General features: G+C 74.7%; 12 protein-coding genes. 3 read left to right on the top strand and 9 right to left on the bottom strand.

What is annotated here, in order from left to right:
* The first annotated feature begins 234 nt into the window (after positions 1-234).
* Positions 235-1,350, top strand: a complete 1,116-nt coding sequence (locus tag K8Z49_RS36750) for an NAD(P)/FAD-dependent oxidoreductase (protein ID WP_024934960.1) — start codon at positions 235-237, stop codon at positions 1,348-1,350.
* A 62-nt stretch (positions 1,351-1,412) separates the two neighbouring features.
* Here K8Z49_RS36750 and K8Z49_RS36745 read toward each other — a convergent pair whose 3' ends face one another.
* Positions 1,413-2,849 (bottom strand): MFS transporter, encoded by a 1,437-nt coding sequence (locus K8Z49_RS36745; protein WP_412516320.1) that lies wholly within the window; start codon positions 2,847-2,849, stop codon positions 1,413-1,415.
* 64 nt (positions 2,850-2,913) lie between these two features.
* On the opposite strand from K8Z49_RS36745, the gene K8Z49_RS36740 reads away from it, so the two are divergent.
* Complete coding sequence (locus K8Z49_RS36740; protein WP_075023549.1) at positions 2,914-4,080, top strand: ROK family transcriptional regulator; 1,167 nt, start codon at positions 2,914-2,916, stop codon at positions 4,078-4,080.
* Positions 4,081-4,594: 514 nt separating this feature from the next.
* Here K8Z49_RS36740 and K8Z49_RS36735 read toward each other — a convergent pair.
* From K8Z49_RS36735 to K8Z49_RS36725, 3 genes are read right to left on the bottom strand one after another with little or no spacing between them, the layout of a single operon-like run.
* The gene (locus tag K8Z49_RS36735) at positions 4,595-5,002 is read right to left on the bottom strand and encodes a cupin domain-containing protein (protein ID WP_021598831.1); all 408 of its coding nucleotides are present in this window, start codon (positions 5,000-5,002) and stop codon (positions 4,595-4,597) included.
* Positions 5,003-5,824: a phosphoenolpyruvate hydrolase family protein gene (locus K8Z49_RS36730; protein ID WP_075023548.1), complete on the bottom strand. Its 822-nt coding sequence runs from the start codon at positions 5,822-5,824 to the stop codon at positions 5,003-5,005.
* Positions 5,821-6,999, bottom strand: a complete 1,179-nt coding sequence (locus K8Z49_RS36725; protein ID WP_412516319.1) for a Tm-1-like ATP-binding domain-containing protein — start codon at positions 6,997-6,999, stop codon at positions 5,821-5,823. The genes K8Z49_RS36730 and K8Z49_RS36725 overlap by 4 nt, the downstream gene beginning before the upstream one ends.
* A 234-nt stretch (positions 7,000-7,233) precedes the next feature.
* Here K8Z49_RS36725 and K8Z49_RS36720 point away from each other — a divergent pair, with 234 nt between their 5' ends.
* Positions 7,234-7,965, top strand: a complete 732-nt coding sequence (locus tag K8Z49_RS36720) for a hypothetical protein (RefSeq protein ID WP_412516318.1) — start codon at positions 7,234-7,236, stop codon at positions 7,963-7,965.
* 27 nt (positions 7,966-7,992) lie between these two features.
* On the opposite strand, the gene K8Z49_RS36715 is transcribed toward K8Z49_RS36720, so the two are convergent.
* The 5 genes from K8Z49_RS36715 to K8Z49_RS36695 all read right to left on the bottom strand — a co-directional run bounded on the left by K8Z49_RS36715 (position 7,993) and on the right by K8Z49_RS36695 (position 16,350).
* Positions 7,993-8,751 carry a hypothetical protein gene (locus tag K8Z49_RS36715; RefSeq protein ID WP_412516317.1) on the bottom strand — a complete coding sequence of 253 codons (759 nt, stop codon included), beginning with the start codon at positions 8,749-8,751 and terminating at the stop codon, positions 7,993-7,995.
* Positions 8,752-8,838: 87 nt separating this feature from the next.
* Positions 8,839-9,531, bottom strand: a complete 693-nt coding sequence (locus K8Z49_RS36710) for an ABC transporter ATP-binding protein (RefSeq protein ID WP_412516316.1) — start codon at positions 9,529-9,531, stop codon at positions 8,839-8,841.
* The gene (locus tag K8Z49_RS36705; protein WP_021598824.1) at positions 9,528-10,442 is read right to left on the bottom strand and encodes an ABC transporter ATP-binding protein; all 915 of its coding nucleotides are present in this window, start codon (positions 10,440-10,442) and stop codon (positions 9,528-9,530) included. Before K8Z49_RS36705 ends, K8Z49_RS36710 begins: the two co-directional genes overlap by 4 nt.
* Positions 10,439-13,009, bottom strand: coding sequence for a CRISPR-associated protein Cas5 (gene cas5, locus K8Z49_RS36700; RefSeq protein WP_412516315.1), 2,571 nt, complete (start codon positions 13,007-13,009; stop codon positions 10,439-10,441). The genes K8Z49_RS36705 and cas5 overlap by 4 nt, the downstream gene beginning before the upstream one ends.
* Complete coding sequence (locus tag K8Z49_RS36695) at positions 13,006-16,350, bottom strand: FtsX-like permease family protein (protein ID WP_412516314.1); 3,345 nt, start codon at positions 16,348-16,350, stop codon at positions 13,006-13,008. The genes cas5 and K8Z49_RS36695 overlap by 4 nt, the downstream gene beginning before the upstream one ends.
* Positions 16,351-16,433 lie beyond the last annotated feature (83 nt).

Below are 16,433 nucleotides of genomic sequence, written 5' to 3'. Positions count from 1 at the left end.
ACCCTGGCGGTGCCGCTTTCGCCTGCCCAGCGCCTCCAACCAGGCCGCACACGACAGCCACCTATCAACCTTTCGCGGCGCCACCTTCGCCCGTCCACCGGGCCCTCACCCCAGGGTCGGGCGGCAGCGGACGTGGACGGGGGCTGAGGTAGGGCGTCGAGCCCGCGGGCGTTCGGTCACATGTGCGGGGCGTGTCTTGTCTTCCTGGCGCGAACCGAGATGAGGGAGACGGACATGTCGCATGTTGTGATCGTGGGCGGTGGTTTCGCCGGGGTGTGGAGCGCCGCCGCGGCGGCCCGGGTGCGGGGCTCGGAAGACCTGCGCATCACGCTGGTCGCGCCCGGAAAGGACCTCGTCCTGCGCCCCCGCCTCTACGAGCCGGAGCCCGCACGCGCGACGGTCGCGCTGAAGCGGATCCTGGAACCGGTGGGCGTCGAGCATGTCCGCGCGGTGGTCCAGGACATCGACGTGGACGGCCGCGTGGTGATCGCCGACGGCCGCCCGATCGAGTACGACCGGCTCGTCCTCGCCGCGGGCAGCCACCTCGTCCGGCCGGACATTCCGGGCGCCGAGCGGCTGTTCGACGTGGACACGCTGGAGGGCGCCCAGCGGCTCCGCGGCCACCTGCGCGGCCGGGACGGCTACACGGCCGTCGTGGTCGGCGCCGGTTTCGCCGGCCTGGAGGTCGCCACGGAACTCGCCGGGCGGGGCCGCGTCGTCCTCGTCGAGAAGGCCTCCGAAGTGGCCCCCGACCTCGGCCTCGGCCCGCGCCCGGCGATCGAGGTGGCGCTGGACCGACTCGGCATCGAGCGGCGCCTGGGCACCACCGTGGCCGAAGTCCTGGACGGCGGCGCGGTACTGGCCGACGGCTCCCGGATCCCGGCGGACGCCGTCGTGTGGACGGCGGGCCTCGAAGCGAGCCCGCTCACGTCCCACATCCCCGGCGAGCGCGACCACCTGGGCCGCCTGGAGGTAGATGCGCACCTGCGCGCCCACCCGCACGTCTTCGCCGCCGGCGACGTCGCCGCCGCCCGCGCGGACCAGGACCACTGGACGGTGCAGAGCTGCCAGCACGCGACCCCGATGGGCAAGACGGCCGGACACAACGCGGCGGCGGACCTCCTGGGCGTCCCGCTGGTCGACTTCGCCCCCGCGCCCTACGTCACCGACGTGGACCTGGGCGCCGCCGGCGCCGTCTACACCCGCGGCTGGGACCGCCGCATCGCCCTGTCCGGCGCGGAGGGCAAGTGGGTCAAGCGCTGGCTCATGGACGTCATCCACCCACCCGTGGACGACGCCCCCACGATCCTCGCCCACGCAGGCATGATCACAACCCCCATCCCCTTCTGACACCGGACGCCGTCCAGCATGTCGGCACGGCGATCCGCACACCCGTGGGGCTCGCCGTGCCGTCAACGTCCGGCCACCGTCGAGCTGAGCGGAAACCGCATCGATGCCTTGAGCCGCCACGCGCACCGCACCAGCAGGACCACCAGCAGGACGGGGGCGACGAAGACGGCGGCGCGCAGAGTGGTGAGGTCGGCGAGCGTCCCGAGAGCGAGCGGGGCCACGCCGATCGCCACCCCGGACGCGAGCGCGCACCGCGCGGCGGCCCGCACCGGCTGGGACTCCCACGCGGCCAGCGCCTGCCCCAGGATCACCGGGTAGAGCAGCGCCACACCGAGCCCGGTGACCAGCAGCCCGGCGACCGCGACGGGTGCCGGCGACGTCCAGAGGATCGCGAACCCGCCGATGCCGACCAGCGCCGCGAACGCGAGCAGCCGGTCGGGACGTCCCCCGAACCTCACGGCCGGCCCCGCCACGGCTCGCCCGACCGCCATGCCCAGCACGAAGGCCGCCGACAACGTCGTCGCCGTCCCGGCCCCGAACTCCTTCACCGACCGCAAGAAGTCCGCCGCCCAGAACACCATGCAGAACTCCACCCCCACCGCCAGCACAAGATCAACCCACCGCCCCCAAAACCCCCACAGAACACCCCAACCACCGACCACCCCATCGCCGACCGGAACGCTCAGAACGGCAGGCCCGCGGGAGACAACAGACCCGCTGGGAACGGCAGGATCACCGGGGACGGCAGGCCCGCGGGAGACAGCAGGCCCGCTGGGAACGGCAGGGTCACTGGGGGCGGCGGGAGCGGGGACGGTGGGGGCAGCCGTGGGGTTGGTGATGGGGGCGGGAGATCCTTCAGGTGTAGCAGGTTTGTTGGGGACGGTGGGAGCGGTGGGGTTTATGGACGGGGCAGCGGTTCGGGTTAGGGGGAGGAGGATGGTGGCGGCCAGGAGAGCTGGGGGGATGGCGAAGGCGGCGCGCCAGCCGAGGTTGTGGGCGAGGGTGACGCCGATGATGACCGGGGAGAGGACGGACGCGGCGCTGGAGACGGCGTTGGCCTGACCGATCTGGATCGTTCCATCGCCTTGGTGTGCCGCGCGCAGAGCCGCCGGGACGAGTTGGACGAGGCCCGCGCCACCGAGGCCGAGGACCAGGGCGCCGGCTGCCGTTCCGAGACGTCCACCGCCGGCGGCCAGCAGCGCGGCGCCGCCGACGAGGGCGGTCAAGGCCGTCGGCAATGCGTACCGTCCGAGCCGCTCCGCGAGGCGGTGGCCCACCAGGCCGACCACGACGAGGCCGAGCGCGAAGGCCGAAGGGTAGAGGGCGGCCTCGGCTCGCGGCAGCCCTCGCTCCTCGCGCAACTCGGGCAGGACGGCACCGAGCGCGGTGAGCAGGTAGCCGAGGCACCCGAACGTGCCGTAGAGCGCGAGTGTTCCCCGTCCGGACGAGGCGGGGGCGGTTGCCGCGGCGGGCGCCCGGTCCGTGTCGGCAGAGTCCATCGTCGCACGCCTCCCGGAATATGCTCGTGCAACGAGGATAATCGCCAAGCGCCAGGATGTCACCATGCAGAAGACCGCGCACTCCGCACGCGCCCTGCGCAGCCAGGGGGCGCTGGCCGTGCTCCGGTACGTCCACGCACACCCGTCCGCGACACGCGCGGACGCGGCACGCGCGCTGGGGTTGAGCAGCGGATCGGCCACGGAGATCACCGGCCGGCTCAAGGCGTCCCGGCTGGTCGACGAGAGCACGTCCACCCGAACCGGCGGACGCGGCCGCCCCTCCCCCGCGCTCACCGCCCATCCGGACGGCCCGCTGGTGTGCGTGGCCGACATCAGCCACGAGCGCTGGCGCGTGGCCTGCGTGGAACTCGGCGGCCGCGTCATCACGGAGGAGGCGGGCCGCCATTCCGGCTCCCTCGCGGTCCTCGGAACGCTCGGCGAGCAGGTATCGGCCTTGCACGCCCGCTTCGGACGGCGGCTCCGTGCGGTGTCCGCGTGCGTGGCCGGGACGGTCAGCGGGACGACGGTCGTCCAGGCGTCCGGCATGGGGTGGCGCGACGTCGCCCTGGAGCCGCTCGAACTCGCCGGAGTCCCCCTGCTCGTCGGCAACGACGCCTCGCTCGCCGGGCTGGCCGAGGCCAGGCGCGGCGCGGGCACCGGGGCGCGGGTCGTCCTGCACCTCACCGTCGAGGTCGGCGTCGGCGGCATCCTCGTCGTGGACGGGCGCCCGGTGGACGGCGCGACCGGCGCGGGCGGCGAGTTCGGCCACATGCCGTTCGGCGATCCCGCGCGCGAATGCCCGTGCGGCGCCCGCGGCTGCTGGGACCTGGAGGTCGACGGCCGCGCCATGGCCCGGACGCTCGGCCGCCCCGCGCCCCGCGACCCCCGCACGACGGCCGAGCAGATCATCGCCGCCGCCGCTGCCGACCCGAAGTCCCGCACGGCCGTCGCCGCAGCCGCGCACGCGCTCGGACGCGGCATCGGCGCCCTCGTCAACGGCCTCGACCCCGACGTGGTCACCCTCTCCGGCCTCGCGACCGACCTCGCCGAGACGGCGCCCGTGGCCCTCGAAACCGGCTACAACGCCGCCCTCATGCGCTACCGCCGGGCGACACCACCCCCCGTCCGCCCGACAGCCTTGGGCGCCCTGGGCCCCGTGACCGGCGCCGCCGACGCCGCATTCGACAACATCCTCACCGAAGACGGCCTCGCCGCCTGGTCAAACACCTAGAGTCCCGCCCCCGCCCACATGTCGCCGACCCGACGGGTTCACACCCGGCCTGCATGCCAAACCCGCTGGACTGGCTGCGTGCCGCATTCCCGCCCGGTCTCGGCGCCGCGTGGAGGCGACGCCGCCTGACCTCAACGCCGCCTGAGCTCAACGCCGCCTGGCTCGACGCCGCCTGACCTCAACGCCGCCCGGTCTCGGCGCCGCCCGGTCTCGGCGCCGCCCGGTCTCGGCGCCGCCTGGCCTCGGCGCCGCGTGGTCTCAACGCCGCGTGGTCTCAACGCCGCGTGGTCTCAACGCCGCGTGGTCTCAACGCCGCGTGGTCTCAACGCCGCGTGGAGGCGACGCCGCGTGGCCTTAATGCCGCCTGGCCTCGGCGCCGCGGGGAGGCGACGCCGCGGCGCTCTGGGGGTCGAGGAGTGGCCATGCTCGGCCGTCTTATCGTCCGGCTGCGGCACGTGGGCCTCGCCGTCCTTGCCTGCGGGTGAACGCTCGGTCGCCTTGCCTAGGTGGTGGGTTAGGTTTGGTGCCATTCGGGGATGGCGCCGGCGGCGTGGAGGGTGTAGTCCGGGGCGGCTTCCAGGGCCTTTTCCTCGCCGCCGGGGGTGTAGGTGACGATCAGGCGGAGCGGGCGCCAGGTGGTGTTGTAGGTGGAGTGCCAGACGCCCTTCGGGATGTGGACGGCGTCGCCCTCGCCGATCGTGAACGGCTCTCCGTCGTCGACCATCTGGGCGGCCTCGCCGGAGACGACGTAGATGATCTCCTCGGCGTTCGCGTGGTGGTGGCGCGCATGGCCCTGGCCGGGGTTGACGATGACCTCGCCCAGGGTGCTGCCCGCGGCGGGCACGGTGGACGGGGTGACGAACCACTTGATCGACCCCCAGCCGAAGGTCATCGTGGTCACGTCGCCGGGTTTGACCAGCATTCAGAGCTCCAGGTTCTTGAAGGCGGCCACCTGCCGGGTGATGGCGCGCTCGGTGGGCAGCCGCTCGACGGAGGAGGCGCCGAAGAAGCCGGCGACCCCCTCGGTCCGCGACAGGACGTAGGAAGCGTCGTCCGGTTCGGCGATGGGGCCGCCGTGGCAGAGGACGAGGATGTCCGGGCGGACGGCGGACGCGGCGTCGCGCATGGCCTGGACGCGTTCGACCGCCTCGTCCAGCGTCAGGGCGGTGCCGGCGCCGATGCTGCCCTTGGTGGTGAGGCCGACGTGCGGGACGAGGACGTCGGCGCCGGCCTCCGCCATCGCGCGCGCCTGGTCCTCGTCGAACACGTACGGGGCGGTGACGAGGCCGCGCTCGTGGGCGAGCCGCACCATCTCGACCTCCAGGTCGTACCCCATGCCGGTCTCTTCGAGGTTCTGCCGGAACACCCCGTCGTAGAGCCCGACCGTGGGGAAGTTCTGCACGCCGGCGAACCCCATGGCCTTGAGCTGGTCGAGGAAGACGGGCATCACCCGGAACGGGTCGGTGCCGCACACCCCGGCGAGGACGGGCGTGTCCGCCACGACCGGGAGGACCTCGGACGCCATCTCCACCACGATCTGGTTGGCGTCCCCGTACGGCAGGAGCCCGGCGAGCGATCCGCGCCCGGCCATCCGGTAGCGGCCCGAGTTGTAGATGATGATCAGGTCGACGCCGCCGGCCTCGGCGCACTTGGCCGACAGCCCGGTGCCCGCCCCGGCGCCGATGACGGGCCTGCCCTCCGCGACGGTGTTCCGCAGCCGGTAGAGGACGGTCTCGCGGTTCACTGCGCCTCCTCCGAGATCATCCGGTGCAGCCGGTCGGCCATGGCGCGGCCGAAGGCCGGATCGTTGATGTTCATGTCGAGCCTCTCCGTCTCCACGGCGCCCTCCATGGCGGCGAAGCAGGCCGCGTCCGCCTCCGGATCGTGGAACGGCATCCCGGACGCGTCCAGCGCCGACACGCCGCCGAGCGGGAGGAAGAGCACGGCCGGGCCGGTCGCCGCGGCCAGCTTGGACGCGACTCGCCGTCCCAGTTCGGCCATTTCCTCCGGGGTCGTGCGCATCAGCGTCACGGTCGGGTTGTGGACGTAGAGGTTGCGTCCTTGGAAGCGTTCCGGGACGGTCTCGCGCGGCCCGAAGTTGACCATGTCGAGGGCTCCGGGCGCCACGACCTGCGGGATTCCGTGCTTTCCCGCCGCCGTCAGCCGGTCCGGCCCGGCGGACAGGACGCCTCCGACGAGGTCGTCGGCCAGTTCGGTCGTGGTCAGGTCCAGTACTCCGGCCAGCAGCCCGCTCTCGACGAGTCCTTCGAGCGCACGGCCTCCGGCCCCGGTCGCGTGGAAGACGAGCACCTCGTAGCCGAGTTCGTCCAGCCGTTCGCGGGCCGCGTCCACCGCCGGCGTCGTCACGCCGAACATGGACGCCCCGACGAGGGGACGGTCGTCCTCCGCGCCCGACGGCTCGTACGCCTTCGCCATCCCGGCCGCGGCCGCCGCCGCGTTCCCGAGGATGAGCCGCGACACCCGGTTCACGCCCGCGATGTCGACGACGCTGTACATCAGCGTCACGTCCTTGGCGCCGACGTACGGCGTCACGTCCCCGGACGCCATCGTGGACACGATCAGCTTCGGCAGCCCGATCGGCAGGTCCCGGACGGCCCGCGCCGCGATCGACGATCCACCGCTCCCACCGACCGCGAGGACGGCGTCCACCCGTTCCAGCCCCGCCAGCACGGCCGCCGCGCCCTCCCCCATCGCCGTGACGGCGGCCCCGCGATCCCCCGCGTCCCGCAGCGCCTCCAGCGACGCCCCACCGGCCCGCGCGACCTCCTCCGCGGAGACGTCGGCGTCCATCTCGGACGGCCCGACCCCCGCGTCAACGAGCACGGTGTCGCACCCCAGCTCCCGCACCCGGTCACGCAGCCATGCGTACTCCGCGCCCTTTGTGTCGAGTGTCCCCACGAGCACAACGGTCGCCACAGTGAAACTCCCGTCCCGAGCCGACCTACGGCACGAGATATGCCCCTGCCGATCACCGTCCAACCGGCCCGCGGCGGTCGGCCACGCCATCCACGGCCCTCGGCATCCGGGTCGCCGCGGTCGCCTGGCCGAGGCGCTCAGGCGACACGGCGACCACTCGGTGGACCTCGACCGCGGCGTGCGCCACCAAGATCCACCAAATGGGATAATCAGGACATGCGACATTCCGGAAGCCTGGGCGGCACGGTCGCGACCGTGCTCGCTCTGCTCGCTGCCGTCGCCGTTGCGGCGATCACCGCGTACTTCGTCGCGACGGAGGCCCCGGGCGGAACCCGCGCCCTGGACGCCTACAACGCCGCGCCGCGCTGCCCGGCCGAGCCGCCCGCGCCCGCCGAATGCCGCTGGACCCGGGAGTTCACCGTGACGGGCGTCCACAGGACCGCCAAGCGCGGCGAGCTGGATCGCGCGTTCCTGACGGACCCGGACGGCGTCAGGTGGGAGACGTCCTACACCAACTCAGGTCCCGTCCTGGACGACCTCGGCAAGGGCGACCGGGTCACCGGCACCATCTGGCGCGGACGGCTGACGGAGATCGCGGCGAACGGGGACACCCAGGACACCTCCGTCGCCCCGGCCGACATGCGCGCGCGGTTCCTCATCGCCGCGCTGATCGTGGTCCCCCCGGCCCTCCTCGTGGCGGCCGCGTGCGCATGGCGCCTGGCCCGCCGTGGGGACCCGGAACCGACCCGGGGCTTCGCCGCCATGCTCGGCCTGGCCGTGGCCCTGTTCTTCGCGGGCCTCTTCACCCCGCTCCTGGCCAGTGCGGGCGGCGAGAACTTCCCGATCATGGTGGCCGTGTGGCTTCCGCAGGCCGTCGTCCTGACCGCCGTGGCCCGCATCTACGTGACCCGGAAGCACACCTTCACCACCCGCACCGCATCGCCATGACCCTCACCCACCGCGGCCGGGTGCGGCTTACCGGAGAGCGGTCGTGGAGGTGGGCAGGACCACCTGGCCTGTGACGAACTCGCTCCACAGGCCGAACCGCATCGGGGTGCCGGGACGCGCGGAGGTCTCGGCGAAACCGATCGGGCGGCCGTGACGGTGGGTGGTGGCGCCGAAGGCGAGCCTGAACCGTGAGGTGCCGGCGCGGTCCTGGGGCGGGACGGAGGTGGGCGGCAGGATCTCGTCCAGCGTCCACCTGTAGGTGCCCCGGTAGGGGGTGGAGACCCGTTCGAACGTCTGCTCCAGGACGACGTTCGTTTCGGGGAGGACGACGAGAACCCCGGGCAGCGATCCGACCCTGGTGTTGAACACCAGAACCGGCTGCTCGGTCCCGTCGAAGGAGGTGCCGATGCCACTGCCGACCTGGGAGCCCGGCGGGCAGGCGTCCGGGCCGTCTTCGGTGATGACCGTGCGCGCGCACGTCGGGAACGCCTGGGGGTTGAAGGAGATCGCCCGGTCGAAGAGGAAGACGAACCGGCGGGCGCCCGCGGGGACCGCGCCCTCGGCGGTGCGGCTGCGGCGGTCGAAGGCGACCGTCACGCTGCGACCCTCGCCCTTGGTCGCGGTCACCTGGAGCGAGTCGAGGTTGCGCGGTCCCGCCACGTCGGGCTCGAAGGGCCGCTGGGGGCCACCGGGAGCGGGGTCGGGCGGGGTCGTGGCCGCGGCGGCGGGTGCCGCCGCTCCGGCCAGGACCGCGGCCACGAGCCCGGCGCGAAGCACGCGTTTCATCGGACCTCCAAGATCATCGGTGTCGGTGCCGCCAATAGATCAAGGACCGTTGAAAGGCGAGATAAAACCGCTGGCCGTCCCGCGACGTCAGGCGGGGACGGGTGTTTCGGTGATCACGCCGTCCTCCAGGTTCAGGACGCGGTCGGCCTCGGCCAGCAGGGCCTGGTCGTGGGTGGCCACCAGGACGGTCACGCCCTCGCTGGAGACGACCGCGCGGAGCAGGGGCATGATGGCGGCGGCGGTCTCGGAGTCGAGCTGTCCCGTGGGCTCGTCGGCGAGCAGCAGGCGGGGACGGTTGGCGAGGGCGCGGGCGATGGCGACGCGCTGGCGCTGGCCGCCGGAGAGCTCGTAGGGGCGCTGGGCCGCGTGGTCGGCCAGGCCGACGAGGCCGAGCAGGACGCGGACGCGTTCGTCGCGTTCCGCCGGCGGCGTGCGGACGAGGCGCAGCGGGACCTCGACGTTCTCGGCGGCCGACAGGACGGGGATCAGGCCGTGCGACTGGAAGACGTACCCGATGTCGTCGCGGCGGAGGGCGAGCAGGTCGTCCTCCGGGAGGGCGCCGACGTCGCGGCCGTCGACGCGGACGGTGCCGCCGTCCGGGCCGTCGAGGCCGCCGATCAGGTTGAGCAGGGTCGTCTTGCCGGAGCCCGAACGGCCCTTGATCGCGACGAGCTCCCCCGCGCGGACGGTGAAGGACGCGCCGCGCAGCGCGGGGACCTCGATCTTTCCGGTGCGGTAGGTCCGGACGAGCCCTTCGACGGCCACCATCGGGTCGGTCATTCTGCTTCCTCCCGGTCGGGCCAGACGCCGACGTGGTCGCTTTCCAGGGCGAGGCGGACGCGGTCGCGCATGTCGAGGGCCGAGGTGAAGGCGGCGGGGAGCTGGACGCGGCCGGCGCGGTCGAGGACGGCGTACTCCTCGGCGGTGCCGCCGCCGCGGCGGACCTCGACGCTGGTGCGGCCGTCCCGGATGCCGACCGTGCGGTCGACGCGCTCGGACACCTGCGTGTCGTGGGTGACCACGACGGTGGTGGTGCCCAGTTCCTCGTTGACGCGGCGGAGGGCGGCGAACACCCCGGCGGCGGTGACGGTGTCGAGCTCGCCGGTGGGCTCGTCGGCCAGCACGACGTGCGGCTCGTTGGCGACGGCGACGGCGATCGCGATGCGCTGCTGCTGGCCGCCGGACAGCTCGTCCGGGCGGCGGGCCGCGCAGTCGCCGACGTCCAGCATGCCGAGCAGCTCGGCGGCGCGGGTGGCGCGGGCCCGCCGCGACCGGCCGGCGAACTTCATGGGCAGCTCGACGTTCTGCGCGGCGGTCAGGTACGGGAGCAGGTTGCGGGACGTCTGCTGCCAGATGAACCCGACCTGCTCGCGCCGGAACCTCAGCCGCTCCCTGGACGCCATGGTGAGCAGGTCGGACCCGGCGACGCGGGCGACGCCGGCGGTCGGCACGTCCAGGCCCGACAGGATGTTCAGCAGCGTCGACTTGCCCGAGCCGGACGCGCCCACGATGGCGACGAGCTCGCCGGGGTCGACGAGCAGGTCGAGGCCCTGGAGCGCGACGACCTCGACGCCGTCGGTCTTGTAGATGCGGACGAGGTTGTCGCAGACGATGTGGGCGCCCTCGCCGTAGACGGGTCCGCGTTCGGCGGCGCGGCGCTCCAGTTCGGCGAGGTCCGGTGTGTCGGTCATGAGTCCCCCGTTCTCAGGACGTTTCCGGGGTCGGTGTCGAAGGCGCGGTCGACGGCGACGGCAGCGGCGGCGGCGAGCAGCAGGGCGGCGAGCAGACCGAGCAGCGCGGAAAGGCCCGGGACGTGCGCGGTGGCGGCGAAGCCGCCGGTGTAGGGGCCGAGGTCGACGACCGGGCCGGTGATGTCGGGCAGGAGCAGGCCGAGCACCCAGCCGGCGCCGACCGCGCACAGCAGGACGGGCGCGATCTCGACGAGCGCGAGGGCCCGGCTCTGCCGCCGGCTGAGCCCGAGGGCGCGCAGGTGCGCGATCGTCCGGCCGCGGGCGCGGGCGCCGACGACGAGGACGAGCAGGACGGCGAGCAGCCCCAGCACGCCGGCGATGAGCGCGCCGCTCTGGAACGTCTCGTGGACGACGGACACCAGCGGCAGCCGCGTCATGTCCCGCAGGACCCGGTCCCGCGTCTGGACGTCGCTTCCGGGGGCCGCCGCGCGGAGTGCCGCGGCGTCCAGGTCGTGCCCGGCGACGAAGACCTGGGACGGGAACCCGGTCGCCCCGGCGACCATGTCGTACGGGACGAGCACGAACGCCGACCTCGTCTCCTGCCCGGGGAAGCGCTCGATCCGCCCGGACGGCGTGACGCGGATCGGGTCCATCCCGGCGCGGCCGAGCGTCACCGCGCCCGGGCCCATGGTGCGGGAGGCCAGCGGCGACGCGAGCACCGAGCCCGAGCCGGGGATGCCGGGCACCTCGGGCGCGAGTCTCCGGTAGGCGTCCAGGTCGACGCCGACGATGGTGATCGGCGCGGGGTCCGAGGCGGCCGAGGCCCGGGCGATGACGCGGACCCGGACCGCGCCCGTCACGCCGGGCACGGCGCGGATGCGGCGCAGGCCCGCGTCGTCCATCGCCGCGGCCTCGACGCGGGCGTCGGCGCCCGTCTCGGCCCAGGACGCGCGCACCTGGCCGTCGCGCAGGGCGGTGTCGACGGTGGCGGCGAAGCCGGCGACGGTCGCGGCCAGCAGCAGGACGACCAGCGGCAGCGCGCCGACGAGGTTCTGCCGGGACGCGCGGGCGATGCCGAGGAACGCGACGGCGCCGCTGCGGCGCCGCAGGAGGGGCCCGGCCGCGCGCAGCAGGGACGGGTAGGCGCGCAGGACGAGCACGCCGAGCGCCGCGCCGAGCAGCACGGGGACGGCGGCGACCAGCGGGTCGGTCCCGGACGTCCCGCCGCGTTCCCGGAGCAGCACGACGCCGATCACCGCGAGCGCCACCAGCAGGACGTCCAGGACGAGCCGCCGCGGGGACGGGCGGGCCGTGACCAGGTCGTCGCGCCGGGTGGTGACCGAGCCGAGCGCGCCGCCGCGCTCCCGCGCCACCATCGCCGCCGGCACGCCGAGCACGGCAGCGAGGAGCAGGACGATCGCGTACACCGACGTGGCCTGCGGCGGCCCGGCGTCCAGAAGCCGTCCGGCCGCGTAGCCGAGCCCGGCGGACGGGACGGCGGCGAGCGCGGTCAGCCCGCAGGCGGGCACCGCGAGCTGGCGCAGCGACGCCCCGCGCGCCCGCATCAGCCCGAGGATCGGGCGGAGCCGCCCGGCGAGCAGCCCGGCGGCGAGGAGCAGTAGCCCGGCGGCGACGGCGACGAGGCCGCCAAGGGCGAGGCCGAGGACGGACTGCGCGGTGCGGAGCCGGTCGGTGAACTCCTTCAGCCGGTTGTCCAGCGGGGTGGAGACCTCGCAAGGGAACAGGTCGGCGCGCCCCTCGACGGCGGAGCGGAAGGCGTCCAGGTCGGCGGCCATGCCCTCGGCCTGCGTGGCGCTGACCTGGCCGGCGCGGACCGGGAACCGCCATTCGTAGCTCAGTTTCCGGGTCGGGTCGCGCGTGAGGCGGGCGTAGGCGGCGGCGTCGATCAGCGCGGTTCCCGCGTCGGCCTCGATGGTGGTCTTGGGCAGGAACTCGACGGTCGGGCGCACGAGCCGCTCCCTCGGCGCCCAGAAGGGGTCGCGGGGGTCGACCGGTTCGTACAGGCCGGAGACGCGGACGGTCACGGCGTCGAGGACGATCCGGTCGCCGACCTTGTAGCCGAGCCGTCCGGCGTACTCCTTGGCGATCATCACCGCCATGTCGCCGCTCGTCTGCCCCTGCCGGTTGTAGGCCGGCGTGCCTTCGACGAGGCGGATCCGCCGCCACGCGCCAGGGTCCCAGCCGAGATAGAGCAGCCGGGGCCGCCGGAACGTCCCCTCGACGGTGTTGACGGAGGAGGTGACCGACGACTCCGGCTCGCCGGAGACGTCGCTCAGCGAGCGGGGCAGCCGCTGCTGCCAGGAGATGGCGTTGGCGCCGAGGGCGGCCTCGCTGGGCACGGCGGCGAAGGCGGTGCTGCCGCCCGCCTCCCCGCGCACCCGGATGTCGGCCGCCGGGCCGACGGCGGCGGCCGCGGCGCGGTCGTATCCGGCGGTCGTGCGGGACGGGACGGCGGTGGCGAGCAGCGCGGCCACGAACGTCAGCACGGCCAGCGCGGCGAGCGGCGCCCACTGCGCGCGGGCGAGCCGGGCCCCGGTGCCCCTCATCGGTCCTCCCCCACCCGCAGGCCGGCGCCGGGGTCGCGGCGCCGCAGCGTCCGGACGACGGGCGCGAGGACGAGCCCGAGCACGGCGGCCACGGCCGCGAGCACGCCGAGCACCACGGGCCACTGGACGACGAGGTCGGCGGGCGGGTACGGCTGCGCGGCCTGGACGCTGAGCACGATGTGCGGGACGACGAGCCGCGCCACGACCAGCCCGAGGACCGTCCCGCCGAGCAGCCCCAGCGCGACCAGGTAGGCCTGCTCGATCGCGAGCATCCCCGCGACCTGCCGGGGGTGGACGCCGAGCGCCCGCAGCACGGCGAACTCGCGGTGCCGCTCCCCGGCGGTGACGGCCGCGTTCACCGCGAACGCGATGACGGCGAACGCCAGCGCCGCGCCGAAGCCGAGGATGAGGGCGCCCTGGAGGGCCGCGCCGAGCGGGGCGTCGCGGAGCCGGGCGCGGGTCCGGGCGCGGTCGGTGGCGACCTCGCCCCAGCCGGGGTGCCGGGCGAGCTCCCGGACGGCCGGGCCCGTGCGGCCGGCGCGCGCCGACGCCCACCATTCGCGGGGCGTGACGCTGTCGCCGGACGCGCCGAGCACGGAGATCCGGCTCTGGGTGAGGGTGGGCAGGTCGACCAGGACGCCGGGCCGGCCGGCCGGCACGCTCGGCAGGGCCGGCACGATGCCCATGACCTTGATCGGCTGGTCGCCGTCCACGGTGCTGACGGTGAGGGTGCCGCCGACGCCGGTCCTGGCGCGTCCGGCCATCTCGCCGGTGACCACGCCGGGGACGGCCGGGAGGAGGTCGGTGTTCTGCGCGTCGTGCGACGGCGGGGCGGACGTGCCGAGGACGGCGTGCACGCCCGCGCCGGTCGCGAAGCCGTAGATGCCCCGGTTCGGGTTCGGTGCCGGGGACGCGGGGAGCGCGAGCTCGGCCAGCGCGTCCCCCGGGTCCTTGACACTCGGCTTGATCGGGTTCTCGGCGTTCGGGGAGTCGGCGAACGCGTCCCAGCGGGATCCGGCGGGCAGCGCGGCCTGCCCGGTGCCGTCGCCGCGCACGCTGAGCAGCTCCAGGTCGAGGGTGCCGGAGAACGTGTTGTCGTCGTAGAGGTAGTGGACGCTCCGGACGGACAGCGGGTAGGACGGCACGCCGCCAGGCCCGGCCAGCTCCGCGGTGTCGAGGGCGACGGTGTGCTCCTCGCCGTCCGCGTCGATCGAGGGCAGGGTCACCCGCCGCGTCAGCCCGCGCGCGTCCACGACGGTCACCGCGACCCGGTACCCCTTGCCGGGCGGCGGCGTGTACGCGGGCGGGACCTCGGGGACGGGGCCGGTGCGGCGGAGCCGCAGGTCGAACAGCACCCGCCGGGGCCTGCCGGGGACGGTCAGCGCGGGGGCGGCGGGGCGGGCCCTCGCCAGCTCGTCCAGCCGCAGGTCGTCCCGCAGGCCGGGCTGGACGCTCAGCAGCGGCCCGAGCCCTCCGGCGTCGACGCCGAGCAGCGTCGCGGGTTCGGTGCCGAGGTCGGCGTCCGTGCGCAGCACCGGCGACGCGGCCGTGACGCCGGGCAGCCCCGCGAACCGCGCGCCCTGCCCGAGCGGCCCCGGGCCCGCCTCGCGGGTCGAGGCGGACAGCCGCAGGTCGGCGCCGCTCTGGAAGTCGGCCTGGTCGGTCTGCGACCGGCGCCAGGTCGCCATCGTCGTCACCGACAGCACCCCGACGGCCATCGCCATGACGAGCAGCAGCACCGGCCCGGTGTACCGGAGCTGGCGCCGGCCGACCTGCCGGGTGCCGAGGACGGGCACGAGCCCGCGGCCCCGGGTGGCGACCCGTTCGGCGGCGCGGGAGACCAGCGGCACCACCCGGAGCAGCAGCACCCCGCCGGCGAGCAGCGCCAGCGCCGGGCCGGACACGATGAACGGGTCGATGCCGGACGTGCCGTCCCCGGCGCCCGCGCCGTCCGCCCCGTACCGGGTGAGCTGCCAGATCGCGAGCCCCGCGACGAGCAGGAGCGCGAGGTCGACGCCCGAGCCGCGCAGGCCGCCGCGCCCCTGCCGCCCGATCCCGGCCTGCGCCTCGACGAACGTGCGGTTCGCGCCGCGCAGCGTCGGGATCGTCAGGACGGCGGCGCAGGCGAGGGCCGTCAGCGCGGACACGATCCACAGCGGCGCGGCGGGCCCGGCGTCCAGCCGCAGCCCGGACGCGTGGACGGCCGGCGCGTGCCCGGCGAGCCGCAGCAGCGGCCGGGCGAGCAGCGGGCCGAGCACCGCGGCGGGCAGCACGATCAGCAGGCCCTCGGCGAGGCCGAGCCGGGCGAGCTGCCGCATCCCGAGGCCGCGGGTGCGCAGCAGCGCGACCTCGCCGCGCCGGTGGTCGGCGAGCAGCCGGGCGACGAGCAGCCACGCGCAGCCCGCCAGCAGGACGAGCTGGAGCACCGGGATGAGCATCGTGGACCGTGCCACCTGGAGGGCGGTGCGCAGCTGGCCGGTCAGCTCGGGCAGGTCCGTCGCGACGCTGAACTGCGCGCCGTCGCCGGCCTCCTTGAAGGTGTCGGCCCCGCCGGCGACGCGGTCGCCGAGGGGGCCGAGGTCGCCGGGCGCGACGCCGCGCAGGTCGGGCATGACGGTGAAGCGGGCCTCGGAGCCGGTCCCGGTGAACCGGCCGGCGAACACCTCGGGGGACACCACGAACGGCCCATAGGTCGTGTAGTCGAGCTTCTCGACACCGGTCGTGACGAGCTTGTCGTCCTGCCAGAAGTAGTCCTGCGGGTTCGGGACCTCGAAGAGCCCGACGACGCGCACCTTCACGACCGACTTCTTGGCGACGCGCCCGTGGAGCGTGAGGACGTCGTCCGGCTCGGCGCGCATGGCGCGGGCGGCGGCCACGGGCAGGACGGCCTCGATCTCCCCGGAGCCGGCGCCCTTCCCGGAGCCGGCGCCGGGCCAGCGGCCCTCGGCGAGCCGCGCGTGCCGCTCGATGCCGGTGTAGGTCCCGAAGGCGGTCAGCTCGGGGTGGTCGCTCTCCTCCTGCCCGGGAAGCGTGTAGGAGTCGCTGCGCACGCTCATCGAGACCGCGAGCGGGACGTCCCGGTAGATCTGCTTCAGCGCCCGGTCGACCTGCCCCCGCACCTCGGCGAGCCCGTTCGGGGGGACCTGCGTGCCGAGGGTCGTCCCGACGGACGCGAACGTGGCGTCGGCGAGCGTGCGCCGGAGCCCTTCGCGCGTCACCGACCCGGTGTAGCCGACCAGGGCCGCGAGGATGGTGGTCGCGAACAGCGCGGTCGCGCACGCGGCGAGCACCAGCGTGCGATCGCCGGCCATCCGGCTCAGCACCAGCCCCCGTCGTCCCACGGCGGATCATGATCATTCAAGGGCGGGGGCGCCACAAGGGGGTGTGACGACTTCTTGACCTTTCGCAACCTTCCTGCAATACG

The organism is Actinomadura madurae (assembly GCF_047130825.1).
Taxonomy (GTDB): domain Bacteria; phylum Actinomycetota; class Actinomycetes; order Streptosporangiales; family Streptosporangiaceae; genus Spirillospora; species Spirillospora madurae.
This window is presented reverse-complemented; position numbering and strand designations above follow the sequence as displayed.